We start from the raw sequence: 23719 nt of genomic DNA, 5'->3' as shown, positions 1-23719 counted from the left end.
TTTGGCTGAGTTCTGTCCTGTTTTTATCCTTGTCCTGCCTTGCTATGTCCCAGCTTCCTCCTGATTCCTCGAATGCGATCGATCCCACCCAAGGGTTACCGGAACGGTTGATCAAACATGCGGTGAAATATGCCGATCATCGATCGGTCGATCGGGATTCCCTGACGCCGATGATGCGCCATTATGCGGACATGAAGGATCAGTATCCCCAGGCATTGCTGCTGTATCGGGTGGGCGATTTTTTTGAGACTTTCTTTCAGGATGCGGTGACGATCGCGCGGGAACTGGAGCTGGTGCTGACCAGCAAGGATGGCGGTAAGGAAGTAGGGCGCGTCCCCCTGGCTGGCATTCCCCACCATGCCCTCGATCGCTACTGTGCCCAATTGGTGGAAAAGGGCTTCGCGATCGCTGTCTGTGATCAGGTCGAAGATCCGGCAGAGGCCCAGGGGACGCTGGTGCGGCGAGAAGTGACGCGGGTGATTACGCCGGGAACCTTGCTGGAAGAGGGGATGCTGAATGCGCGGCGCAATAATTTCCTAGCCGCCGTTGTGGTGGCGAATCAGCATTGGGGCTTGGCCTATGCCGACATTTCCACCGGAGAATTTTTCACGACCCAAGCCACCGGCCTGGAACAACTGACCCACGAATTGCAACGGCTACAACCGGCGGAGGTGCTCTATCCCACCAATGCCCCCGACTTGGTGGGCCTGCTGCGACCGGGGGAAAAAAACGAGCAAATCCCCAGTTGTCTGCCGCCGCAATTTTGCTACACCCTGCGGCCCCAGAGTGGCTTCGTCCAGGCAGAAGCGCGCAATCGGCTGCTGCAACGCTTCCGGATGCGATCGCTGGAGGCCATGGGCTGCGAAACGTTACCGTTGGCGGTGCGGGCAGCGGGCGGCCTGCTGGAATATTTAGAAACCACATCAGAACGGCAGTGGGAAGCCGGACAAACCCAGGTAAAGGTACCCCTGCAATTGCTGGCCACCTATACGCTGACGGAATTTCTGGTACTGGATGGCTCGACCCGGCGCAATTTGGAAATTACCCAAACCCAGCGGGATGGCACCTTCCACGGCTCCTTACTCTGGGCCCTCGATCGCACGATTACGCCCATGGGTTCCCGTGCCCTACGCCGCTGGCTCCAGCAACCCCTGCTCGATCGGCTGGGGATTGCGGCTCGCCAGGACACGATTCGGGAATTGGTAGACGACGGCCTGCTGCGGGAGGATATCCAAAAACTACTGCGGCAAATTTACGACCTGGAGCGGCTGGCAGGACGGGCGGGTTCCGGTACAGCCACACCGCGCGATCTCGTGGCGCTGGCGGATTCCTTGGAAAAATTGCCCGCCCTCGCGGCCCTCGTAGCCCAGGCAAAATCCCCCTACTTGCAAGTCCTGCAAACGGTGCCGCCGATCTTAGAAGAATTGGCCCAATTGCTCCGCAGTCACTTGGTGGAAAAGCCGCCCCTGAGCTTGACGGAAGGGGGACTGATTCGGCCTGGGGTGAATCTGGAACTGGACGATCGTCGCCAGCAGGTGGAGCAGGATCAGCAGTGGATTTCCAGTCTGGAACTGACGGAGCGGGAAAAAACGGGCATTTCCACCCTCAAGGTGGGCTACAACAAAACCTTTGGCTATTACCTCAGCATCTCCCGCAACAAGGCCGACCAAGTGCCGCCGGACTACATCCGCAAGCAGACCTTGACCAATGAGGAGCGCTACATTACCCCCGACCTGAAGGAGTGCGAAAATCGGCTGCTCACCGCCAAGGAAGAACTGGGCCGCCTGGAGTATGAAATTTTTGTCAGTCTACGATCGCAGGTGGGGGAACAGGCGGAGGAGATTCGGCAGGTGGCGCGGGCGGTGGCGGCGGCGGATGTGCTGGCAGGGCTGGCGGAGGTGGCGGTTTATCAAGGCTATTGCTGCCCGGAAATGACCGACGATCGCACGCTGGTGATTCAAGCGGGTCGCCATCCGGTGGTGGAGCAGTCCTTGCCCGCTGGCTTTTTTGTCCCCAATTCCACCACCTTGGGACAGGTCACGGATCAGCGTCCTTCCCAAGGCCAGAAGTCACAAAAGTCGCAGAAATCCCAACCTGCAGAAGCCACTGCACCGGACTTAATCATCCTGACCGGGCCGAATGCCAGTGGCAAATCCTGCTATCTGCGGCAGGTGGGCTTGATTCAACTCATGGCCCAGGTGGGCAGCTTTGTGCCCGCCCAATCGGCGCGGTTGGGGATTTGCGATCGCATTTTTACCCGAGTGGGCGCAGTGGATGACCTGGCGATGGGCCAATCGACCTTTATGGTGGAAATGAACGAGACGGCCAATATTTTGAACCATGCCAGCGATCGCTCCCTGGTGCTGCTGGACGAAATTGGTCGGGGGACGGCGACGTTTGACGGTCTGTCGATCGCCTGGGCCGTGGCGGAATATCTGGCCCAGGAAATTACCGCGCGCACGATTTTTGCCACCCATTACCACGAGTTGAATGAGCTCGCGTCGATTCTGTCCAACGTGGCCAATTACCAGGTCACCGTGAAGGAACTGCCGGATCAAATCGTCTTTTTGCATCAGGTGCAACCAGGGGGGGCTGATCGCTCCTATGGCATCGAAGCGGGTCGCCTTGCTGGATTGCCGCCGTCGGTGATTACCCGTGCCAAGCAAGTCATGGGACAGATTGAACAACACAGCAAAATTGCCGTCGGGTTACGCCAAGGCCCCACGCCCCAGACTCCAGAAACCAAGGCTCCCCGATCTCGGAAATCTGCCATTAAACCCAGCGATCGCGCCGATCGGGTGTCTGACACAGCAGCCCCGGACTATCAACTGGATATCTTCGGTAACTGACCGAACCTGAGCACAACTAACCGAAACTGACCGACCGAGGCGAGCCGCGATCGACTCGCTTACCGATGGTCGCCAGGAAAGAGCTGGGCAAGGTGCTCCAAGGGATTTTCCTGGGCGAGGAATTGTTCAGCATCCTGGGGAGACATCGGCTTGGAGAAGAGATAGCCTTGGCCGTACTCGCACTTCAGCATCTTCAACTGGGCTAACTGCTTCGTCGTTTCTACGCCTTCTGCAATCACTTCCATGCCCAGATTCCAGGCTAGGGTAATAATGGTGCGCACCAGTTCTAACTTTTCACCGTCAATGTCTACGCGGCTGATGAAAGAGCGATCGATTTTCAGCACATCCATGGGGAAGCGGTAGAGATAGCCCAGGGAAGAATAGCCTGTACCGAAGTCATCCACCGAGAGCTTGACGCCCATCGCCTTCAGCTTTGATAGGGTATCCATGGCCGAAGCCGTGTTTTCCATGATGGCGGTTTCGGTAATTTCCAGTTTGAGGCAGGCGGGCGGTAGTCCCGATTCCTCCAAAATCTCATTAATCATCTCAATTACACCGGCCTGGGAAAACTGGCGACTTGAGAGATTAACACTGACCGACAGCGGTTGATGATGGGGATATTGGGTTTGCCAACGCCCCAGTTGACGGCAGGCTTCCCGCAGTACCCAGCGCCCCATGGGAATAATTAGTCCCGTTTCCTCTGCCAAGGGGATAAATTGGGCCGGGGAAATCAAGCCCCGATCGGGATGCTGCCAGCGAATTAACGCTTCAAATCCCGTCACTCGCCCCGTGGTCAGGGAGACGATCGGTTGATAGTACACTTGGAACTCTTCCCGCTCGATCGCCCGCCGCAGGTCATTTTCCAGTTGCATTAACGCCATGACATGGCCATGCATTTCCGTATCAAAGACCTCATGGCAAGCCTTGCCGAGCGCCTTAGCGCGATACATGGCAATATCCGCGCCCCGTAGCAAATCTTCAGTGTGATCAAAGGCTGTGGTACTGAGGGCAATGCCAATGCTGACGGTGGTAAAAACTTCATGGCCATTCAGCAGGAACGATCGGCCCAATTCTTGATGGATGCGTTCTGCTACGTGATGGGCTGATTCCACGCCCTGGATGTTATCTAGCAGAATGGTAAATTCATCCCCCCCTAACCGTGCCACCAAATCGGTTTTCTTCACACAGCTCTCTAGGCGACGGGCGATCTCAATCAGTAACTGATCTCCCACAATGTGCCCCAGGCTATCGTTGATCACCTTAAAGCGATCGAGATCGAGAAAGAGGACGGCGAACAAATACGCTGGATCAGCATCCCGTCGGGCCACCACTTGGGCCAGACGCTCCATAAACATGAGTCGATTGGGCAAACCCGTCAGCGAGTCATGGAAGGCATTGCGACGGAGCTGATTTTCCGCTTCCTTGCGTTCGGTGACCTCCCGCATCACCGAGACAAAGTGAGTGACTTGCCCGTGCTCGTTGCGAATGGGCACGGTATTGCTATCCGCCCAAAAAGAACTTCGATCCTTGCAATGGAGTAACAGTTCTGCTTTCACAGACTCAAACTGCATCATGGCAGACCGTACCCGATTGACTTCGTCCCAATCGGTTTCAGGCCCCATCAGAATCAGCGGTGTTTTACCAATTACCTCCGCAGCCCGATGGCCCGTCACCTTGAGAAACGCTTCATTCACGTAGACAATCCGCAAATCGAGCGGGTCTTCTTCCGCTTCGAATTGGGTGATCATGACAATTTCATTGGCGTTGACAACAACGGATTCGAGCAGCCGCAAATATTCTTCCAACCATTTGCGTTCGGTAATATCTGTGACGGTGATTAAGTTCCCGATCGTTTTCCCGCTACTGTCGTAGAGCAGAGTTGAATTAACCTCAGCCCAAAATTGTCGGCCATCTTTTCGACGCAGTTGCCCCTCTTTCCATTCACATCGGTTAGCCGTTACTTGATCCGGCGTGTTACAGAAGTACAGCCAACCCTCAATCATGGATAGGAATTTTTGGGCAGACTGACCTACCATATCGGCTGGAGAGAAGCCCACCAGCTTAGCAATTCTGGAATTGACGTGCAGTATCTGATTATCCAAATCAGTCACGATAATGCCATCGTTTAGGTTTTCCAGAACTGTTTTTAATAACCAATCATTTTCACTTTTAACTGGTAGACCCAGTGTTTCCGAGTGACTTCTCCATCTTTCAGTCGCCATTGTTGGCTCCTTCCATGCACCAGTTAAAATTTATCAATGAATTTAGCTTCAAGGAATTCAAGCTCAACCTCTTGACCCATATATCTTGCATGAATTCTTACAGTAGATGGACAAAATTCAATAAACGATCGTAGATTTCTTTCTGTGAATACGGTCAGGATTGACAGGGGCGAGATTTGCAGGGTCAAGATTTACAGGATCTACTTACAGGATCTACATTGATCGTTGGTAGATTTCAAAAAGCGACATTAAGACAAAACCAGCAATGTGAACCCATCATTAAACATGCACTCAATTCATCATGACTGTAGTTCAACCTTCACCTACTCTAGACTTCTGGATCAAATTTCCGTAGAAATTTTTGTAGAAGGTTAGTCAGCTTCTCTATAAAAGGTAGTTTACCCAAACACCCTAAAGAAGTTAATACAGCGACCTATGCCGGTGCAAATGCCAAAACGCAGTATTTGTCACAACGAATGGCCCGCCGCCTTGTTCAATCCTGCAAAAATATCAGAGGCTAATCGCACTTAAGAGGCTAATCGCACTCAATTTAGTTAATAGCACCCAACAATGGTACAGGTCCCTGAAGTAATGGTGAGGCAACCCTATTAAACCCAGGTTTCATCCATGAAATGAGATGGTGTGCAATGGGGAACGTAGAACTGAACGATATTGTTCTCTGTCTAAGGAGAAATATTGTTCTATTGCCTATCGCTCTCTTGCTTACAGCTTAGTATGCCCCAATGGCTTCTGACTATAATCAGCGGAAACTCTGTCCCCAGAAAGGGTTAAATTACCTCAGGTAATCAGTGTATATACGGATCAATGGGCTGGTTGCTACGGACAATCGTTAGAACCCTGGGTGCAGGGTAAGCGCTGATCGTACTTCTCAGACAGTCTTCTCAGACAGTAACGGTTAAATGCAATCCCTCACTCAAACTCTTAGCAAATGTCTCTAAAAGTTGTGTCATGGAAGTTTAGTTTCTTCAGAGGCAGAAAAATTCCCAACAAAATTGTGAATTAACTCAGCGATCGTGGCTGAATGGGCTTGGGGAAGGTTGTGGGCTGCCTTAGGGAGTCGAACCAGTTGCGCTTGGGGAATGCGATCGGCGTAGGTTTGGCAATGCCACAGGGGGATAGTGTCGTCCTGTTCGCCTGCAATGACCAAGGTGGGGGATTGAATTTGATGAATTGCGTTTTCCACCGTATCAATGGCATCTTCTGGGCGCAGGCGATCGAGTAAAAACGATCGGGCCGCAGGTTGCGCTTGTAGCTCCTTTCTGGCCCAACAAATCGTGGTAATTGCCGCTTCCTGATTGATGAGACCGGCGATCGGGCGTACCCCTGCAAGCACCCAATCCACCACCGGATGGGGCCACAGGAGCGGTCGTAGGTGGTTATAGCGACCACAAAATTCATCATCTCGAATTCCTGCAGGTGCAGCTAAAAACAGCCCTTGCACCGCTTGGGGATAGGCGATCGCGTAGGCCGCTGCCACCCACCCTCCAAAGGAATGGCCCAGGATATAGCAAGGATCAAGGGAAAGCTGTTCAACCACCTGGCGGACAAATTGAAGTTCCTTCGCAATGTCGTAACGAATTGCGGGTTTTCCCGACGCGCCAAAGCCTAATAGATCTAAGGCAATACAGCGAAAGTGCGGTGACAATTTTTCCATGGTGGGCAACCAACAAGAATGATCACCCAAAAAACCATGGAGCATCAATAAAACTGGCCCCTCCCCCATAGCGAAATAAGCTGCTGGTTGGTAGGTGCGTTGGCCAGGTTCCAACTCGATTTCAATTTGATGTAATTGCAACTGTTGGGGTGGCTTCCGTAAATTCTCTAACATCATTAAATCGATTCTTTTTTCAGAAAGTTTGTCTATCTATCTTTGGATTGATTTTGATTATTGGTTGCGTCCGTGTGTTTAACAAATTGAGCGTGTAATCGATCGGTGCTTTACGAAGGTGTCATAAACTTTTTTCAAAGAAAATGCTACTACTTACGTAGATTGGGCATACTGTTTTTATACCAATTTAGTACTTTCAAGGAATGACGCTGAAAGCACAATTGCACTCAGCTAAATTACTTAGAAGATACTGTAACGAATTCGATACCTTTGGGAAACGATCCCTCCATACCCCGGTAATTGACGTAGGAGAGCTTTTCAAATGTCTGTTAAGAGTGCTACTCGGTTTTTGAATGCGGTCGCTCAGGATCAGGGAATGCGCGATAAGTTTGTGGCGGTTCAATCTCCGGATGAGTTTATTCAAATTTCCCACCAACTCGGCTACAGCTTTACCACCACTGAGTTGAAAAAAGTGGTCAGTCGCCGCAGCCGAGGGATTGTGATTCGCCGTCAAACGGGAATTTGGCCTTGGCTCCGCACCGTCAATTGGATTAATCGTCCTGTCTACGCTTAGTCCCAATACGCTTAGTCCCAATACGCTTAGTCCCAAGATGGTTTTAACCCTTGAAACTCCGATGGGTTCAGATTAAACTCCAACGGGTTCAGACACCTTTGCCCGCAGACGATCGATGTATTCATGCATGTTGTCTGTGTTGAGTCTATAGCTAAGCGGATAGGCAATCAGACGGGCGGTGGTCTGAAATAGCGTGTCAATTTCGATCAGCCCATTTTCTCGTAGGGTATTGCCCGTGGCTACCAGGTCAACAATGGCCTCAGACATTCCGGTGATGGGGCCTAATTCTACCGAGCCATGGAGATAGACAATTTCCACGGGTAAGTCTAGGCTCTCAAAATATTCCCGCGCACAGTGGACGAACTTGGAAGCCACTCGCCCGTGCATCGGTAATTCCAGGGGCGATCGATAGGGGCTGTCTTTTTTGACCGCGACGGACATGCGGCATCCGCCAAACTTGAGATCCACCACATGGGCGACGTTCGGGTTTTGTTCCCGCAACACGTCGTAGCCAACAATCCCCAGTTGAGCTTGCCCATACTCCACATAAACGGGGACATCGCCATTGCGCACAAGCAAGGCACGGGCAGTTCCGGTTGGATCCTCAATCTGTAATTGGCGACATCCGGGCTCCAGGAATGCGCTAAAGTCCAAGCCGACGGATTTCAGCAGTCGGATACTTTCTTTGAGAAGTTCGCCTTTGGCCAGCGCAATGGTGAGCATAGGGGGAAATTAAGGTGTAGGGTATAGAAAATGATCCTAGCCTAAGATGAGAATTCTGCTGGTAGATGACGAAGCGGAAATGGCAGAACCGCTGAGTCGGATGTTGGAAAAAGAAGGATATCAGGTCGAAGTGGCCTACGATGGCGATCGGGGCGATCGGCTGGCGATGCAAGGGCAGTATGATTTGCTGATTTTGGATTGGATGTTGCCCCAGAAGTCGGGGTTAGAAATTTGTCAGCATGTGCGATCGCGCGGGGATGTGACGCCTGTTTTATTTCTGACCGCGAAGGATACGATCGACGATCGGGTCGAAGGGTTGGATGCAGGGGCGGATGATTATTTAGTCAAGCCCTTTGAATTGCGGGAATTATTAGCGCGGGTGCGGGCTTTGTTACGACGGCCTGCGGCGATCGTGGAGCCTGTTGCAGCAGCACCGTTGACTCCAACGACCTTAAGCGTAGATGGCTTGGAACTCAATGTGCTCAATCAACTGGCATCACGGAACGGACGGTCGATCGAACTATCTGAAAAAGAAACGCAGTTGTTGGCCTATCTGATGGAGTCGCCCAACCAATTGCTAACCCATGAGCAAATTTCTCAACATCTTTGGGCCGCAGAAGAAAAGCCCGCAAGTAATGCATTAGCAGCACAAATTCGATTACTGCGTCGCAAAATTGAAGCGCCGGGTGAAGATTCTTTAATTCACACGGTGTATGGGAAAGGCTATCGGTTTGGCAACCTGATGGAAGATTAGACTATCATTGCAACAGGGTAGCTTAGAAGCATCGCTGAATGATGCATTAAGTCTGCGTCTCTTCAACACAACCTTCATCTGCATAAGTCTTCCTGGAAGAGGCACTATATTTCAGCGGATTCTAGGGAGAAGATTTTTTCTTTAAACTAGTAATATTGAGAACATAGTATTGAGAAAAATCGGCTCAACCCTAGGTTTAAGCGCTTAAATTATAAGATTTTGCCGATCGTGCTTCTATCAATCCGGATTAGCACGCTATTAAGGTGTATCAAATTGCGAATTAGGGCCACTGAAGGATGGTGTTATGGGGAGGAAGGGAATGGCTGTAGAAGCTACACAACTAAAGTTTGCGTCTGGGGGCTCGATCGTTCGAGGAGGGTTGTTGGCAGTCATGGTAGGGCTGCTGACGATCGGCTGTGGGGGGCCTGTCAGTTCCAATCCTCAAGAACCCACTCCGGTATCCCAGTCCAATAGTTCCAAGAATTTGAATCGCCAAGCGACTAGCAGCGATACGCCAGCGTCACCATCGACGAATTCAGACAGTCAGGAGTCCCCGGAAGCCGCCACTCCACCAGAGGCTAACCAGACGACCCAAACCGTTGCCCAGAAGGACTCTTCTTCCAGTCCGACCCAAGCTACGATCGAGGCGTTCATTCCCGCAGGCTGGCAAGTGGCGCAACAAATTTCCGGGGATTTGAATGGCGATCGTCGTCAAGATGCGGTGCTGAAGCTGTCACGGGATGGGCAGTTCGATTTGATCGTTTTACGGGCGACCTCTTCCGGTTGGCAGCAACTGGCCCATGCTCCGAATTTACTTCTCTGTGGCGGATGTGCTGGCATGTTAGGCACTGCCCAGGGGGGACACATCCGCATCGAGATCGAGGATGATGTGTTAGTCGTGAAGCAAATTTCCGGTAGTCGTGGTGCGGTGGAAATTGTGCATCGCTTTTGGATCGATCGACCTTCTGGCCAACTGGTTCTGATTGGGGAAGATGTCAATCCCTACGATCGAGCTAACGGCAATGAAATTCGGGACAGTCGTAATTTTTTAACAGGCAAGCGCATTATTGAAGAATACCGAGGTAATCCAGACGGGGGCGGCAAAAAACTCATCCGCACCCAAACTTTAACAGTATCCCGTCAACTACAGCCGATCGATGCGATCGACATTGAGCAGGTTCGCAGCAGTGCTCCAGAACTGCCGGGGGATTAGATGCAGGCTCTGAAATTGAACTTTCTAAGCAAGCAGATCTAGAAAACTCCACACCTTGCCATTCAAGAGAATTTTATTCTGTATGAATCATCAACCCAGCATTCAATCCGTCATTCAACTAACCTTAGTCGCTAGCGTTGTCAGTTGCACAAGTTTTCTGACCCTGGGTTGTGCCCGTTCAGAATTTCTGAACTCATCTTTTACTACAATTACCGCTGTCACTCCACCGCCAACCGAATCTTCCACGATCGTGGCTGCACCCTCAACGCAGTCTCCGGCAGCCCACTCTGCCAAGACGCCTGCTCCCCAAAAGCTGTCACTCCAGGAGGTTGCGCTGCCCTATATGCCCCATACGAAACTCTTCCCGATCCTTTCCAAAGGGTGTGAAAGGCTGGACTTAAGCACCTGGGAGCACCCGACGAAAGATGTGATGATTCAACGAGGGGTAGAGATTATTGCTGTGCAATTGTGTAGCGATCGTACCTATCCCATTTTCTATGTCAATTTCCCATATGATCCCCAAGGTCAAACGAAGGATTATTTTTATCCTTTGTACGCAGCGATGAAATCCGCCAACGGAAATTGGCCCTTTGCCTTTGTTTCGATGAAAGATCAGACAATTATCCAAATTTCACCCGGTCAGGATGGCGCAATTCAAACCGAGTTCGATTGGTTTTGAAGGAGTTTGGATTCATGTTCTCAAGTTGAATTCTGCCCAAATCACCTCAGGTTCTATGACACCCAACACTCCCAAATCTAATTCTTTCAGTATTGCGAGTCTTTTATTGGCTGGCTGCATTGGTTTGATCATGGTGGGTTGTGGTTCAGGGATAGGTTCTAATAATTCTGGTAGTTCAGAAACTACTTCCACACCAGCCCCAACAACCTCTACAAAATCAAACGGCAATGTGAAAGAATCCCCTTCAGCAACGGTAGAGAATTCCCAAGGGGCCAATGCTGAGGCTGAAAAAAGGACTACAACTCAAATTGCTGAGGGTAATTACTGGCTCGGCCATACCGATGAAGGGTTGGAAGTGCAGGGCGATCGCTATCGTTATTATTCCGAGGGCGGTGAACAACCTTGGAGATCGATCGACGAATTGAAAGCAATGCAAGCGGGAGTGGTTTACGATGGTCGGGTCTACTGGTGTCTCGCGTCCATGAAGCCGAAGGGGAGCATTGCGAGCTGTTCTGAGAAGGGTTGGGTCACGAAGTCCGCTAGCGCCTCAACTCAGCCCATGCCACCATCCGGCGCGAACCGTGCCTTACTCTTTTCCTGTTTGACGGACAATGGTAAAGAGATTTTGCTGTATGAAACTGATACAACGATCGAGTATTCCTTTGGTCGTCCTGATGAGACCCCGGAATTAGCGCTACAGGTACCGCGCGATCGGGCTTCGACTTGGCAATGGAAGGGCGTGGGACGGTGGATGAGTTATGCGGTGGATGTCCCCAATGGCGACACAACGTACAGCGTGTTTTGGGGTGTCGATCGATTGTCTAAAACATCGGAGATCGAGGCTGGGGTACGTGTGAAAAACAACGATAAGATTGCTGTAACGGTAAATTGTGCGAGCAAGGTAACAAGTAACCTACAAGGGGTTAAACTTCAGCCCACACAATACTAAATTTATTCATCGCAAATCGTTCCTGCTTTCGTTACTTAAAGTGGTGTTTGGAGCATGTCTGTAACATTTAAATCACTCAACTTTGTATTAGCATTCCTGTCGATCGTGGCAGTGAGTGAAGGATTACCGATTGCCAAACTATTTGGTACTCCACCAGTAATTGCGCAAACGGTAGATGGACGAAAAGCTGAAGCCGATCGTTTACTCAACCAAGGGATTCAGCTCTATGAAAACGATCAACTGAATGCAGCCATTCCACCCTTACAGCAGGCGTTAGCGCTTTACCGTCAAATCAAAGACCGCAATGGCGAACGACGATCGCTGGGTAATTTAGGATTTATCTACACCAAATTGGGTCAATATGCCCAGGCACTGGACTTTGAAAATCAAAGTTTAGCGATCGCGATTGAAATTAAACATCGTTTGGGTGAGGGGCAAGCCTTGGGGGGCTTATCGGATATCTATCGTCTACAGGGCAACTTTGATCAGGCGATCGAGTATAGCAACAAGAGTTTGGCCATTATGCGCGAACTCAAGAACCGTAAGGAAGAAGCCTACGCATTGTCCGGTTTAGGAATTATTTACCACAACCTTAAAGATTATAAAAAATCGATCGAATTTCACCAACAGAGTTTAACGATCTATACGGAATTAAGAAATCAAAGTGATGTTATTAATACATTAATTAACATTGGCATTGCCTATAGAGCACAAAACCAAAACAATCAGGCTCTTGAATATTACCAACGAGGTTTAAAGGTCGCTCGTGAGGCCAATGATAAAGTCAATGAAGCCAAAGTTCTCCGGCGTTTAGGCACATTTTATCAGTCTTCAGACTTCAGCAAAGCCTATACCGCCTTTCAAGGCAGCCTCAAACTATGGCGCGAGTTGAAAAATCGTCAGCAGGAAGCCAATACATTGCTTCAGATGGGCGACTTTTATGCTTTGTGGAATGGTAATTGTTCTAGGGCGATCGAAGAAGCCTATACTCCCAGTTTGCCACTTTTTCGAGAATTGCGCGATCGTGGGAGTGAAGCCCGTGCCTTAGCAGGGATGGGTCAATGCTATGCCGATGAACATGCAGGCAATGAAAAAGCCTTTGAAGTTTTAAATCAAGGGTTAACGCTTGCCCGTGAAGTCAACGATCGTTGGACAGAAGGTCGGATTTTAACATCCTTGGGCAAGTCCTATCAGTCATTGGATGAACGGAAAAACAACCGCTGGAAAAGCGGAATCTTATCCACTGATTTTAGTCAATCTCCAGCGTCGATCGAACAAGCGACTAAAGCGCTGCGATACTCGCAACAAGGGCTAAAACTTGCCCAAGAAGCTAAAAACCGATGGGGGGAAGCCCGTGCCTTGGCCAACTTGGGCAGAACCTATGGTGTACTCGGAGAACATCAAAAAGCGATCGACAGCCAAAAGCAACGGTTAATCATTACTCGCGAATACCAAGACACCACCGCAGAAGCGGAAACTCTGAACTTGTTGGGACGTCTCTATGCAGCTCGTGGTGAATTTTCAATGGCGATCGCGCATCATCAAGCGGCCCTTGACCTTTATCAAGCACCGTCTGGAAGAAAACCAAATTGGTTATTAATGTATTTAGGAGATACCTATCAACAAAGCGGAAATTACACAAAAGCAATCGAGGTTTATGAAGCAGCATTAGATCCGCGCAAGAAGAATGATCCGATTTACAGTAGTATTGAAACGGCTATTCGTCGTAAGATGGGCTATGCATTTTTGAGATCGAATCAATTACCTCAAGCTGCATCGATATTTCGTGCGATTTTAAGTTCAGATGAAGAATTTAGGGTTTCCATTGGTTATGGTTCCTCGTCCAAGCCAGAAGATGATATTAGACGAGTTAATATGGCGGAGTTACAAGCATCGGATTATCGAGAACTCCAAAAGATTTTAGTTCTGCAAAATCGCATTGAAGATGCGTTGGAAGTTGCAGAAGAAGCTAGAGCAAAAACGTTGGTAGAACTGCTGTTTGCGCGGATGAAAGGTCGCCAAATTCCCGATTTTAAAACATTGCCTAAGCCTCTGAAGTTAGCTGAAATTCGTCAAATTGCTAAAACACAAAATTCCACATTAGTTCAGTATTCGCTAATTGATACAGAGCAATTATATATTTGGGTGATTAAACCTAGTGGAGAAATCAAATTCCAGATTTCTAAATTGGCGAAAATGGCCCCGATCGAACAAATGGTGGCAGAGAGCCGAGGGTCGATCGCGGTGATTTCCACTGCACCAACAACGACTCGATCTACCACCCAGCCAGAAACAGACCTTCAACGCCTCTATCAAGCCCTCGTGGCCCCGATCGTGGCTGACCTACCAACCGATCCAAACCAACGAGTTACCTTCCTGCCCCAGGGCGAACTCTTTTTTGTGCCATTCCCAGCGCTCAAAGACGAGCAGGGACAATACTTAATTGAAAAACACATGATTTCCACTGCACCTTCCATCCAAACCCTGCAACTGACCCGTGAGCAGGCGAAAAAAGTACAGGTAAACGGCAATCCTTTGGTGGTGGGTGATCCCAAAATGCCCTTCTTTGAAGGTGCACCATTAACGAATCTCCCAGGGGCCCGACAAGAAGCGATCGCCATTGCCAAATTGCTGAACACCCAACCACTGATCGGAGAACAAGCCACAAAATCCACGGTTCTCAATCAAATGAAATCCGCTTCGATGATCCACTTGGCCACCCATGGGTTACTCAACCAAAATAAAGACAAAGTGCCAGGGGCGATCGCCCTGGCACCCAGTGGTTCAGACGACGGCTTTCTAACCTCCAGCGAAATTTTCGATCTCAAGTTAAATGCCCATTTAGCGGTATTGAGTGCCTGCGACACAGGCCGGGGAGATATTAAAGGCGATGGCGTGATTGGCTTGTCGCGATCGCTGATTGCGGCTGGAGTTCCCAGCGTGGTGGTTTCCCTCTGGGCGGTCAATGATCAGTCTACTAGCGTATTTATGAGTCATTTCTACCGCAATCTCACCATTAATCCCAATAAGGCCCAAGCCCTGCGGCAGGCGATGTTGGACACGATGAAGCAATATCCCAAACCCAGGGACTGGGCGGCCTTTACCCTAATAGGAGAAAGCGATCGGCAGCAAACCGCTGTAGGTATTGTCAATGGGGGGTGAAGTCAAAAGACCGTTTTACGTTATTGTGAGAAAGCTGTAAATTAACGGTTGGTATCTGTTCAGGTTAGAGTCCCATGGCGAAGTATGTCTTGTTTGGATCCTATTGCGAAAATGTGGTGGAGCGCCGCGCCCCATACCGGGAAGCCCATTTAGCGGGACTTAACCAACAAAAGGAATCCGGTGTGTTGATCACCCTCGGCCCCACCCAGGACTTAACCCAAGTATTTGGCATTTACGACGCCCCCGATGAGGCTACAGTGCGTCAATTGATCGAGTCCGACCCCTACTGGCAAAACGGCATTTGGACGGCCTATGAAGTCAAAGAATGGATTCAGGCGATCGGGTAGTGCATGAGTTATTGATAGTTGCCCTTCTTACCGATGAGTCAGATCCAGCGCATTGTTATCACCCCTGATCAACTCCAGCTACCAACCCTCCACCTCACCCCAGACCAAACCCACTACCTCACTCGTGTCCTGCGGCTGCAACCCGGCGATCGCTTCATTGCCATGACGGGAGGGGGGGAAAATTGGCTCGTGCAACTGGAGCAACGGGATGGGGCAACGCTGCTGGAACTGTTGGATGTGCGATCGGAGTTGCCCATTGCCGTCACCCTCGCCCTGGCCTTACCCAAGGGCAACGCCTTTGATGATGTGGTGCGCCAAGTCACAGAGCTGGGCGTCAGCCGCATTCTGCCAATTCTGAGCGATCGCACCCTGCTGCAACCCAGTGCTAATAAACTCGATCGCTGGCGCAAAATTGCCCAGGAAGCCGCTGAACAATCGGAACGGGCGATCGTGCCGACGATCGCTGATCCAGTCTCCTGGAAGCAGCATTTACAGGCAGTTCAGACAGAACCTCAGGGCCTCCATTACCTCTGCTGGAGCCGGGGTGACTCGCCGCATCTGATGCCCCTTTTACAGACTGGATCCAATACTCAACTACCCACTGAACTCGTCATCGCGATCGGGCCAGAGGGGGGATGGACAGAAGGCGAAGTTAACCAAGGCATCCAAGCCGGTTATCAAACGGTTTCATTGGGGCCGCGTATTCTGCGAGCGGTAACGGCTCCCGTGGTGGCCATGGCAATTGTTGCAGCCATTTTTGAGAAATAATGCACAATTAAAGGCAAGAGTCAATTCTAGGGTAATGCTGGGAGCAGTCCTCTCTTATGTCTACTAATCCCCAAATTCTCCTCGATCAAGTGGCCCAAGCCTTTGAGCAACAGGATTATCGCGCTGCCACCCAGATCCTGAAACAACTCTGGCAAGCCCATCCCGAAAATCCTTGGGTACAGCTTTACCGTGCACGCTTATACGAAGTCGGGGGCAATTTGGAAGCGGCAACCCAGGTTTATCGACAACTCTTGCAAAACATCACGATTCCCAAACTGATTACCCAGGCGAGGCAAGGGTTACAGCGAGTTGAAGATCTCGAAAAAGCTCAACGGCAAATCGCGATCGCTCAAGTGACGGCAGCCCCGGACCAAGCGGAACCGGGCATTTTGGTGCTAGAGGCGATCGAACTGGAACAACGTCAAGAAGCCGCGAAAACCCTCAGTCGCATCATTGGCATTGATGTTTACACGGCGCGGGTGCACATTCCCAACCGAGGCTGGCGCATCTATCGCATGGGGCCGATCGGTGAAATGGCGTTTTATGGCAAACAATTACAGGAAAACGGATTGCCGGCCTTTTGGGTTCCGGTGAGTTCTCTGGAAAAATTACAAATTTTCCAAGTCACTTATATTCAGGATTACGAACCCCAAGCGGTAGTGATTTGCCAGAATAGTGAAGGTCAAATCGGGAACCTCGCCTTCCATTGGTCAGAGGTGAGTCAATTGGTGGAAGGCCATTTGCCTATTTTTGAGCAAGTGTTGGAAACGGATATTTTGCGCAAAGGTAGCGAACGACAACGCAAATCCGAAACCCAAGACTTCGTTTTAGTTTGCGATCTTCATTTACCTCGGCGAAATTGTGTTTTGCGTTTCTGCGATCGTACCTACGATTTCCACCAAGGCATTGACTTTACCCCTAATCATAGCGATGTCCAAACGACTCTCCGCATTCACTGGAATACGTTGTTGAGTTTTCTCAAACAGCAATTATCCGATAAACCTATCTATCACGATTTCTCCCCCTTTGCAGAAACCGCGATCGAATTCCCCCATCTGCTTAAACAGTTAGATCCCAAGTTTTACCTCATGGGTCAAGATGATAGTCCCTGGAATCCTGCCTTTCATATCTACAGCAGCCTAGCCTTCTTTCGGAATCGCGGCTAATGCTTCTTGAACGACTTCAATCCCAGCGCCTGGAATGCAGGATTTTTCCGTTAAGATGCGCTTCCAGATCCGGCTTCCCGGCTGACCATTAAACAAGAGCAGCATGTGACGGGTGATGGAATTGAGCCTGCGTCCACTCGCTGTCCAGTGATCGATATAGGGTAGCATTGCCTCAACCACTTCCTGGCGTGTGAGGGGCGGTGTTGTCTCACCCCAAAACGCTGCATCTGCGGTTGCGAATAGGTAGGGATGATCGTAAGCAGCCCGTCCAATCATGACGGCATCTACAGTTTGTAATTGTTCTGTAGCTGCTTCCAGGGTTGTAATTCCGCCATTGATTTCGATCGTCAGGTCTGGGAATTCCCGTTTCAAGCGGTAGACATCCTCATAGCGCAGGGGCGGAATATCGCGATTTTCCTTTGGGCTGAGTCCCTTGAGCCATGCCTTCCTAGCGTGCACGGTAAAGCGTGTACATCCTGCCGCTGCCACGGTTTTCACGAAATTCACCATGTCTTCGTAGCTATCCCGATCGTCTACGCCAATGCGATGTTTAACCGTCACTGGAATTTTCGTTGCAGCCATCATCGCCGCTACACAATCTGCGACCTGCTCCGGTTGCAACATCAAGCAAGCCCCAAAATTGCCATCCTGTACCCGACTGCTAGGACAGCCCACATTGAGGTTAATTTCGTCGTAGCCCCAGTCTTCTGCCAATTTTGCACACTTTGCTAGATCCGCAGCCCGATCGCCCCCTACTTGCAGCGCGATCGGATGTTCCTCCGGGGCATAGCCCAACAAGCGATCTAAATCCCCATGCAAAATCGCCTGACTCGTAACCATTTCTGTATACAGCAATGTGTGTCGAGTTATCAGCCGCATGAAGTACCGAAAATGCCGATCGGTGCGATCCATCATGGGCGCAACACTCAAGGGATAGGGAAACGTAGTGGCTCTCGGTATCGTCATGGTGAAAACTGGAAATTAAGAAAGTGATGTTCAGGCTTAGAGTTAGAAATAAGATTGAAAAATAATATAAAAGTAATCATTGTTGAAAACAGATCAGAGCACAGAACGAATATTTAATATCTCACCCAAAATCCCTGAATCTTGCCCTACTGGATCAAAGAACTGTATGAAATCAATTGTCTTTGCGCTTAGAGAGATACTTGGCTAAAAACGGTGCAATGCCTTCAAATAACTGTTCTGGATACTCCTCGTGTAAGCCTAGGGAACCGGGCATCCGTAAAATCTGCACTCCGCCAAAATGGGCTACGACCTCCGCTTCTGCACGGGATTTAGGCGGCATATTTTCCCCAATTACGAGTAACACCGGAATCCGCCGACCTTGGAAATAGGCTAGCCAATCTTGGCTCGATCGCACTGGATCGAGGGCACCTGTCACAAAGGCAGCGGAGGCAAATCGTGCTCCCTTCACTTGTGTAATTTTAAATTTTTCTTGCAGCACCGCCGGGGTAATCCGGGCGCGATCGGCGTACACATGTCGCCCCATCATGAAGCTGAGGAAAAATTTGGTGGTGTTTAGGCGATAGAGGAACTGGCCAATTAGGGGTAAGTTAATCAGCCCTTGTAGCAACTTAAACCAAGCCCGCTTAGTTTCACCCATCATCGTTGGCAATGGACCGCGCCAAGTGGGAGCCGCTAACACCACCCACGACCAGGGACTCGGTTCCATGCGAGCCAATTCCATCACATACCCCGCCGCGTGCCCCGCCGCCATGACGACGATCGGTTCCTGGAAGGTTTCCTGCACAAAGTTCCGTAAGAGTGCTTGATACAGTTTGGGACTGTACTTCACCTTAGGTCGATCGCTGGATCCAAAACCAGCCCAATCGAATAGGTAGACCTGATATTTTTCTGCCAGAAGTTCTCCCAACCGCCGCATTTCATCACGATGGGAAATGGTGCTCAAAGCAGGTAACAGCAAAATCGGAGAACCTTGGCCAAACACCTCATAGTGCACCCCGATCGTTTGTTTTTCCCAACGCCAATAGTAAATTCGCGTCTCTCCGAAGGGCGAACCGGCGGACTCTTGGGCCTGTAGTGCTTGAGTTTCTAGCGCTTGAGTTTCTAGCGCTTGAGTTTCTAGTGCTTGAGTTTCTAGTGCTTGAGTTTCTAGTGCTGGAATTTCTGGTGTTTGAGTTTCCAGCGCTAGTTCCTGAGCTGGTTGATCCTGAGCTACGGCCTCCGCTTGATCCCCGTTGGTCAACGATTCCCCATCCCAGTTTGTGTCCTTCATGGTCATGCCCGTTCCCCCTTGATTTGGCTCCCTCGCGTTCCGTGTCTTAATTTTGCAGGCTGTGCTTAATTTTGCAGGGCGATCGCCTTCTGTTGCATTAACTTGAACATGTTGTAAAACCCATTGGCACGGGAAGGGGTCAGGCTGACATCCAGCCCTGTGTCTTGAATAAAATCTGGGGTGAGGTTGGCAATTTCCTGGGGCGATAGACCATTGAGTCCCTCTAGGAGCAGGCCCACCAGCCCTTTGACCAGTTGGGCATCCGAGTCCCCCGCAAATTGCACCGCACCCTCTACCAAACTTGCGGTCACATACACCTGAGAGACGCAGCCCTGAACCTTGTTTTCAGGGGTTTTGTCTGCTTCAGGAAAGGGGGGGACTTTTTTGGCGTAGAAGATCAGTTGTTCGTACTTGCGTTTGGGGTCGGCAACTCGCTGGAACCGCTGCACAATTTTAGCGAGGGTCTCGGGCAGGGGGGTGGTCGGTGTACTCATAGCGGGTGAGGAATTTGCGGGATAAGAAGGTGGGAGAACGGGATGATCGATCGGTCAAACAGGGTCGATCGATACAAGTCGATCGGTACAAAGAGCAGGGCATCCAGTCATTGAGCCGTCCCTCATTATAAAACGTCATAAAACCCTTCCTTGGCTAGGGGATGAGATTTGGGGCAGGCCGGTTGAATAGGGGGATAATCCAGGGCTTGACAAACTTTCTTATTGCAAATAATTTCTATTAATAGAGAAAGGGAAAGGGAGGTGGAACCTCAATGCCCTGAGAATGGATGACTCAGAAGAATGGATGACTGACTTGCCAATCAATCGCTAATCAATCACCAAAATTGCCAAAATTTGTGTCAAAAATGTTTGTATGTGTGCGCAGCTTCCTTAAAAATCTCCGTTAAGGCACAGCCAAAATGAGAATGAAAATGTTAAGCTGCGTGAAGGATTTGCCATGAACCTGCATAGGATACCGATGTTCGCTGAATTCAGCAACTTGGTAGCTATGGCTTCGGCACTCTCTCCCCGGCGTGAATGAACGGCTCATGACCCAAGTTGACCAAACTGTTTCTGTTGATAGCGGCAATTCCCCAGCCAGCGCGATCCAAGGAACCCCAGAAGGCGCGCAGCAGGGAACTGTTCTGGATGTCCAAACTACGATTCTCAAGCGACGATCGATTAAATCCTTCAAATCAACGCCGATCGCCCCGGAAATCCTTCGCCGACTTGTGGAATTAACCGTTGCGGCTCCCAGTAGCTATAACCTTCAAGACTGGCGAATTATCATCATTCAGGATGAAGCCCAGAAGCAAGCCCTCTCTGACGCGGCCTATGGCCAGCCGCAGGTGCTACAAGCTCCCGTAACCTTCGTCTTTGCGGCTGATCCCAATGCCTGGAAGCAGGATTTAACCCCAATCTATCAACAAGGAATTGCAACAGGGGCCTGGACCCAAGAAACCGTAGAATACTTCAAGCTCGCCATTCCCCGCTTCCAAATGGGGTTGGGAGATAAAGGTCGGGAGTATGCCATTAAGGATGCCATGATTGCAGCGACCCACTTGGTGCTAGCTGCTGAAGGGTTAGGGCTATCCACCTGTTTCATGAATGGCTGGGAAGAGGACAAAATTAAGGCAGCGATCGGAATGGAGCACGATCCTGATTTAGCGATCGCGGTCATTATTCCAGTGGGCTATGCGTCGGAAGTTCGTGCCAATCCCGGTCGGTTGCCCTTTGCCTATAACGTCTTCCTGGACAAATTTGGCAACTCCTACAAGGGATAAATCAGGTATACAAGGGATAAACCAAGGAAGATCTCACACTTTTTTCCCCTCTTTTACCACCCAATTTACTTCTCAACGCAAAGAAACTGCGGGCAGGAGTCCTGATTCCTGCCCGCAGTGTGATATATGGCGGATAGATATAGGGAGGGGATAGATATAGGGATGGTATGGAATAGAGCGGCGGCAACAGGTACAACTCAAGCGGGCTGTCTGGACTCTAGTTTGCTGAGCTCTAGCTTGCTGAGCTCTAGTTTGCTGAACTGATGACGGCCTTGTCTGCCACCACTAACTTGGGCAACACAATTTGTTGCTGCTTGTAATCAATAAACCCATGGGGTGGAAAGCCTAGGGCTTCCGTAGCACCCTCATCTGAGGCATTGCGAACCTTCCAAGCCGTTACATAATCTGCTTGGCTCAACTGTCTCACCGAAAACATACCTGCCGTCTGGGAGGATTGGGCTTCTTGAGCCGCGATCGTATTCAGGGGAAGGAGTTCAATTTGGTCAGTGCTGGCTAGCTTCTGCGGGACAACAAGGAAATCTTGGAGATTGCGGAGGGCATTGAGGACTTGGGTACGGTTGGAAATTGCGGAATGATTCGGGGTGGCAGATGCCTGAGGCTCCTGGGTGGGTGGCATCATTGTGGTTGATGGGGGTTGACTAGAGACCTCATTCATGGCAGATCTAGGTATCCCACGATCTCTCGAGTTAAGGCCACTGTTAGCGCCACTGTCAGTGCCACTGTTAGCGCTAGATGTTTGACTCAAAGTAGATTGCTCTAGGGTGCTGCTTGAACGATTTGTAGGAACTTCAGTCGGTGGAAAGTTCGTGCTGGGACGGTTGGGCAGAGAACCCGGTGCTAGATTCATCCCAGAACGATTTGCGGAATTGTCAAGCGATGGAACAGTTTCGATCGAAATTGCTGGATTATTGCTGGCAATGGGATTGGGATTTTGGGCGATCGATCCGTTATTCAGCCCATTAGGATTGCCGATCGGATTTGTGCCAATTGAGTTTGTGCCTGTTGGGCTTGAACCCGTCGGGTTGGCACTCACAATTGTGGCTAAGGATTCCGGCGTCGCTGGGGTTAACGCCGTATTGCCAGTGGTTCCCTCCCCTGAGGCTGCATTGGCAGGAGCTTGGGCCATTGGCGTCCCTGACCGTCCACCCGCAGCAGCGTCCATGACAATTTCCGGTGGGGCAACGGAAATTGGACGGAGGGGGGTATTAGCGGCGATCGCGCCTTGGGGATTGGCCGCTAAGCCTGCACCGGACATCCCCATTGCGTTTGGCAAGGCTGCAAAGTTGGAAGCCGTCGGAGCCACTGAAGTTCGCATGGGAGGTGGTAGCGGTACCGATAACGTCTTAGGAGGGGCTAACAGTTCCGGCTGACTCGGAGTCGGGGTGAGTGTTTTAGACGCATCCTTGGCTTGGGTCTGCGTATCGGTTTTGAGGGCTGTGGTGTTGAGCGGTCGGGTGGGTTGTTTGACCGCCTCAGCGATCATAAATCCTGAGACGACCGTGGCTGCAAGAACGCCTGCACCCACAACGCCAGTCGGAAATTTGGAGGTAGAAAAGGTCTGGGGGGCATAGTCCACCCCGGCGGAGTTAGGTGGAGTCTCGTCGAAGTAATACTGGAAATAGGTTAACGAGCCGTCTTGATGAACGTCGTAGCGATTTTGGGGAGGGTCAGGGATTTCTGTCGCAGGAACATCTACATAATCCTGCTCTGTAGAATCCGGTTGCCCGTTATATTCACCCGTCATGCGAACAGATTCAGCCGTTGGGCTAGGCTGGTAGATTCCGTCAAATTCCTCATTGAGGCTGTGGTCGATCGGGATCAGTGCGCCAGACTCGGTAGCAGCCATGCCTTCTGTCAAACCGTTTTCTGTCAAACCGTTTTCTGTCAAACTGTTTTCTGTCGCCATGCCTTCTCGAAATTCTGTGCCTAGGGTTTCCTCTGGTGAAACGGCAGTGTCCGGGGCTGTAGGAGGCGTAGGGGATTCTGTCGCCCGAGAGAAGGCGTCCAGATTAAGGTTGTGGATCATGGGTGATTACTCCTGATGGATTAAGGCCGGGATACAACCAGGGAATGAATAGCCAAGGCCAGCATGCTGAATCCGATCGTGGGAGCTAAGCTGCGATCGAACTCCTTTACATTAAGCAAGAAATCCTCCGAATATCAGGACACTTTGCTCAGGAATCTGGCATAGATGTAGTCCTGTCGCCAGCGAAACCACTTAACCCTTATTAACCCTTAGTTGGAAGTTTAGTAAACCGTCCGGAGTCCTACGGAAAGCCCAGTAATGACTTATGGGGAAGGCAAAGAAGGATTTTCCCCTGATTGCCGTTGCCCCATGGGTTCCTTGGAACCTATCAACTCTTCCGAATTCATTTACCTGAAATCTACCCGAAAGTGTCCTGTTGCTAG

The 23719-nt window shown here is 50.5% G+C and carries 20 protein-coding genes; 11 read left to right on the top strand and 9 right to left on the bottom strand.

Annotation, left to right across the window (positions count from 1 at the left end; all coding sequences use genetic code 11):
• The first annotated feature begins 44 nt into the window (after positions 1 to 44).
• Positions 45 to 2849: a DNA mismatch repair protein MutS gene (gene mutS, locus H6G21_RS10795; RefSeq protein WP_190573427.1), complete on the top strand. Its 2805-nt coding sequence runs from the start codon at positions 45 to 47 to the stop codon at positions 2847 to 2849.
• 59 nt (positions 2850 to 2908) lie between these two features.
• Here the strand turns inward: mutS and H6G21_RS10790 are convergent, their stop codons facing one another.
• Both H6G21_RS10790 and H6G21_RS10785 read right to left on the bottom strand, forming a co-directional pair.
• A complete protein-coding gene (locus H6G21_RS10790) occupies positions 2909 to 5071 on the bottom strand; it encodes an EAL domain-containing protein (protein ID WP_190573408.1) in 2163 nt (720 codons plus the stop codon).
• Between the two features lie 967 nt (positions 5072 to 6038).
• Positions 6039 to 6923: an alpha/beta hydrolase gene (locus H6G21_RS10785; RefSeq protein ID WP_242041760.1), complete on the bottom strand. Its 885-nt coding sequence runs from the start codon at positions 6921 to 6923 to the stop codon at positions 6039 to 6041.
• Between the two features lie 319 nt (positions 6924 to 7242).
• Here H6G21_RS10785 and H6G21_RS10780 point away from each other — a divergent pair, with 319 nt between their 5' ends.
• Positions 7243 to 7494 carry a Nif11-like leader peptide family natural product precursor gene (locus H6G21_RS10780; protein ID WP_190573407.1) on the top strand — a complete coding sequence of 84 codons (252 nt, stop codon included), beginning with the start codon at positions 7243 to 7245 and terminating at the stop codon, positions 7492 to 7494.
• A gap of 72 nt (positions 7495 to 7566) precedes the next feature.
• Here the strand turns inward: H6G21_RS10780 and hisG are convergent, their stop codons facing one another.
• The gene (hisG, locus tag H6G21_RS10775) at positions 7567 to 8217 is read right to left on the bottom strand and encodes an ATP phosphoribosyltransferase (protein ID WP_190573406.1); all 651 of its coding nucleotides are present in this window, start codon (positions 8215 to 8217) and stop codon (positions 7567 to 7569) included.
• A 46-nt stretch (positions 8218 to 8263) separates the two neighbouring features.
• Between hisG and rppA the strand changes: the two genes are divergently transcribed.
• The 3 genes from rppA to H6G21_RS10760 all read left to right on the top strand — a co-directional run bounded on the left by rppA (position 8264) and on the right by H6G21_RS10760 (position 10863).
• Complete coding sequence (rppA, locus tag H6G21_RS10770) at positions 8264 to 8971, top strand: two-component system response regulator RppA (RefSeq protein ID WP_190573405.1); 708 nt, start codon at positions 8264 to 8266, stop codon at positions 8969 to 8971.
• Between the two features lie 319 nt (positions 8972 to 9290).
• Positions 9291 to 10184, top strand: a complete 894-nt coding sequence (locus H6G21_RS10765; RefSeq protein WP_190573404.1) for a hypothetical protein — start codon at positions 9291 to 9293, stop codon at positions 10182 to 10184.
• A gap of 82 nt (positions 10185 to 10266) precedes the next feature.
• The gene (locus tag H6G21_RS10760) at positions 10267 to 10863 is read left to right on the top strand and encodes a hypothetical protein (protein ID WP_190573403.1); all 597 of its coding nucleotides are present in this window, start codon (positions 10267 to 10269) and stop codon (positions 10861 to 10863) included.
• A 12-nt stretch (positions 10864 to 10875) separates the two neighbouring features.
• On the opposite strand, the gene H6G21_RS10755 is transcribed toward H6G21_RS10760, so the two are convergent.
• On the bottom strand, positions 10876 to 11091 hold the full coding sequence (locus tag H6G21_RS10755; RefSeq protein WP_190573402.1) for a hypothetical protein: 216 nt from the start codon (positions 11089 to 11091) through the stop codon (positions 10876 to 10878).
• A 1-nt stretch (position 11092) separates the two neighbouring features.
• Here H6G21_RS10755 and H6G21_RS10750 point away from each other — a divergent pair, with 1 nt between their 5' ends.
• The 5 genes from H6G21_RS10750 (at position 11093) to H6G21_RS10730 (ending at position 17255) form a co-directional block, all read left to right on the top strand.
• Positions 11093 to 11812 (top strand): hypothetical protein, encoded by a 720-nt coding sequence (locus tag H6G21_RS10750; RefSeq protein WP_190573401.1) that lies wholly within the window; start codon positions 11093 to 11095, stop codon positions 11810 to 11812.
• 54 nt (positions 11813 to 11866) lie between these two features.
• Positions 11867 to 14974: a CHAT domain-containing protein gene (locus H6G21_RS10745; RefSeq protein WP_190573400.1), complete on the top strand. Its 3108-nt coding sequence runs from the start codon at positions 11867 to 11869 to the stop codon at positions 14972 to 14974.
• A gap of 74 nt (positions 14975 to 15048) precedes the next feature.
• Positions 15049 to 15321: a YciI family protein gene (locus tag H6G21_RS10740; RefSeq protein ID WP_190573399.1), complete on the top strand. Its 273-nt coding sequence runs from the start codon at positions 15049 to 15051 to the stop codon at positions 15319 to 15321.
• Positions 15322 to 15354: 33 nt separating this feature from the next.
• Positions 15355 to 16089: a 16S rRNA (uracil(1498)-N(3))-methyltransferase gene (locus H6G21_RS10735; protein WP_190573398.1), complete on the top strand. Its 735-nt coding sequence runs from the start codon at positions 15355 to 15357 to the stop codon at positions 16087 to 16089.
• A 56-nt stretch (positions 16090 to 16145) separates the two neighbouring features.
• Positions 16146 to 17255 carry a tetratricopeptide repeat protein gene (locus tag H6G21_RS10730; RefSeq protein WP_190573397.1) on the top strand — a complete coding sequence of 370 codons (1110 nt, stop codon included), beginning with the start codon at positions 16146 to 16148 and terminating at the stop codon, positions 17253 to 17255.
• Here H6G21_RS10730 and dusA read toward each other — a convergent pair.
• The 4 genes from dusA to H6G21_RS10710 all read right to left on the bottom strand — a co-directional run bounded on the left by dusA (position 17229) and on the right by H6G21_RS10710 (position 20145).
• Positions 17229 to 18221 carry a tRNA dihydrouridine(20/20a) synthase DusA gene (dusA, locus tag H6G21_RS10725; protein WP_190573396.1) on the bottom strand — a complete coding sequence of 331 codons (993 nt, stop codon included), beginning with the start codon at positions 18219 to 18221 and terminating at the stop codon, positions 17229 to 17231. The two genes, H6G21_RS10730 and dusA, sit on opposite strands and share 27 nt — an antisense overlap.
• Before the next feature lie 172 nt (positions 18222 to 18393).
• On the bottom strand, positions 18394 to 19512 hold the full coding sequence (locus H6G21_RS10720) for an alpha/beta hydrolase (protein ID WP_190573395.1): 1119 nt from the start codon (positions 19510 to 19512) through the stop codon (positions 18394 to 18396).
• 65 nt (positions 19513 to 19577) lie between these two features.
• Positions 19578 to 20006, bottom strand: coding sequence for a SufE family protein (locus tag H6G21_RS10715; RefSeq protein ID WP_190573394.1), 429 nt, complete (start codon positions 20004 to 20006; stop codon positions 19578 to 19580).
• Complete coding sequence (locus tag H6G21_RS10710) at positions 19966 to 20145, bottom strand: hypothetical protein (RefSeq protein ID WP_190573393.1); 180 nt, start codon at positions 20143 to 20145, stop codon at positions 19966 to 19968. Before H6G21_RS10710 ends, H6G21_RS10715 begins: the two co-directional genes overlap by 41 nt.
• A 409-nt stretch (positions 20146 to 20554) precedes the next feature.
• Between H6G21_RS10710 and H6G21_RS10705 the strand changes: the two genes are divergently transcribed.
• The gene (locus H6G21_RS10705) at positions 20555 to 21289 is read left to right on the top strand and encodes a nitroreductase family protein (protein WP_190573392.1); all 735 of its coding nucleotides are present in this window, start codon (positions 20555 to 20557) and stop codon (positions 21287 to 21289) included.
• A gap of 247 nt (positions 21290 to 21536) precedes the next feature.
• Here the strand turns inward: H6G21_RS10705 and H6G21_RS10700 are convergent, their stop codons facing one another.
• Positions 21537 to 23336: a hypothetical protein gene (locus tag H6G21_RS10700; protein ID WP_190573391.1), complete on the bottom strand. Its 1800-nt coding sequence runs from the start codon at positions 23334 to 23336 to the stop codon at positions 21537 to 21539.
• Between the last annotated feature and the right edge of the window lie 383 nt (positions 23337 to 23719).

Origin of the sequence: Alkalinema sp. FACHB-956 (assembly GCF_014697025.1) — a bacterium.
Classification (GTDB): Bacteria; Cyanobacteriota; Cyanobacteriia; order Leptolyngbyales; family Leptolyngbyaceae; genus Alkalinema.
This window is presented reverse-complemented; position numbering and strand designations above follow the sequence as displayed.

Bases quoted from the DNA above. Each gene is read 5' to 3' on its own strand.
- mutS (WP_190573427.1), top strand. From the start codon at position 45: ATGTCCCAGCTTCCTCCTGATTCCTCGAATGCGATCGATCCCACCCAA.
- H6G21_RS10790 (WP_190573408.1), bottom strand. From the start codon at position 5,071: ATGGCGACTGAAAGATGGAGAAGTCACTCGGAAACACTGGGTCTACCA.
- H6G21_RS10785 (WP_242041760.1), bottom strand. From the start codon at position 6,923: ATGATGTTAGAGAATTTACGGAAGCCACCCCAACAGTTGCAATTACAT.
- H6G21_RS10780 (WP_190573407.1), top strand. From the start codon at position 7,243: ATGTCTGTTAAGAGTGCTACTCGGTTTTTGAATGCGGTCGCTCAGGAT.
- hisG (WP_190573406.1), bottom strand. From the start codon at position 8,217: ATGCTCACCATTGCGCTGGCCAAAGGCGAACTTCTCAAAGAAAGTATC.
- rppA (WP_190573405.1), top strand. From the start codon at position 8,264: ATGAGAATTCTGCTGGTAGATGACGAAGCGGAAATGGCAGAACCGCTG.
- H6G21_RS10765 (WP_190573404.1), top strand. From the start codon at position 9,291: ATGGCTGTAGAAGCTACACAACTAAAGTTTGCGTCTGGGGGCTCGATC.
- H6G21_RS10760 (WP_190573403.1), top strand. From the start codon at position 10,267: ATGAATCATCAACCCAGCATTCAATCCGTCATTCAACTAACCTTAGTC.
- H6G21_RS10745 (WP_190573400.1), top strand. From the start codon at position 11,867: ATGTCTGTAACATTTAAATCACTCAACTTTGTATTAGCATTCCTGTCG.
- H6G21_RS10740 (WP_190573399.1), top strand. From the start codon at position 15,049: ATGGCGAAGTATGTCTTGTTTGGATCCTATTGCGAAAATGTGGTGGAG.
- H6G21_RS10735 (WP_190573398.1), top strand. From the start codon at position 15,355: ATGAGTCAGATCCAGCGCATTGTTATCACCCCTGATCAACTCCAGCTA.
- H6G21_RS10730 (WP_190573397.1), top strand. From the start codon at position 16,146: ATGTCTACTAATCCCCAAATTCTCCTCGATCAAGTGGCCCAAGCCTTT.
- dusA (WP_190573396.1), bottom strand. From the start codon at position 18,221: ATGACGATACCGAGAGCCACTACGTTTCCCTATCCCTTGAGTGTTGCG.
- H6G21_RS10720 (WP_190573395.1), bottom strand. From the start codon at position 19,512: ATGAAGGACACAAACTGGGATGGGGAATCGTTGACCAACGGGGATCAA.
- H6G21_RS10715 (WP_190573394.1), bottom strand. From the start codon at position 20,006: ATGAGTACACCGACCACCCCCCTGCCCGAGACCCTCGCTAAAATTGTG.
- H6G21_RS10710 (WP_190573393.1), bottom strand. From the start codon at position 20,145: ATGACGTTTTATAATGAGGGACGGCTCAATGACTGGATGCCCTGCTCT.
- H6G21_RS10705 (WP_190573392.1), top strand. From the start codon at position 20,555: ATGACCCAAGTTGACCAAACTGTTTCTGTTGATAGCGGCAATTCCCCA.
- H6G21_RS10700 (WP_190573391.1), bottom strand. From the start codon at position 23,336: ATGATCCACAACCTTAATCTGGACGCCTTCTCTCGGGCGACAGAATCC.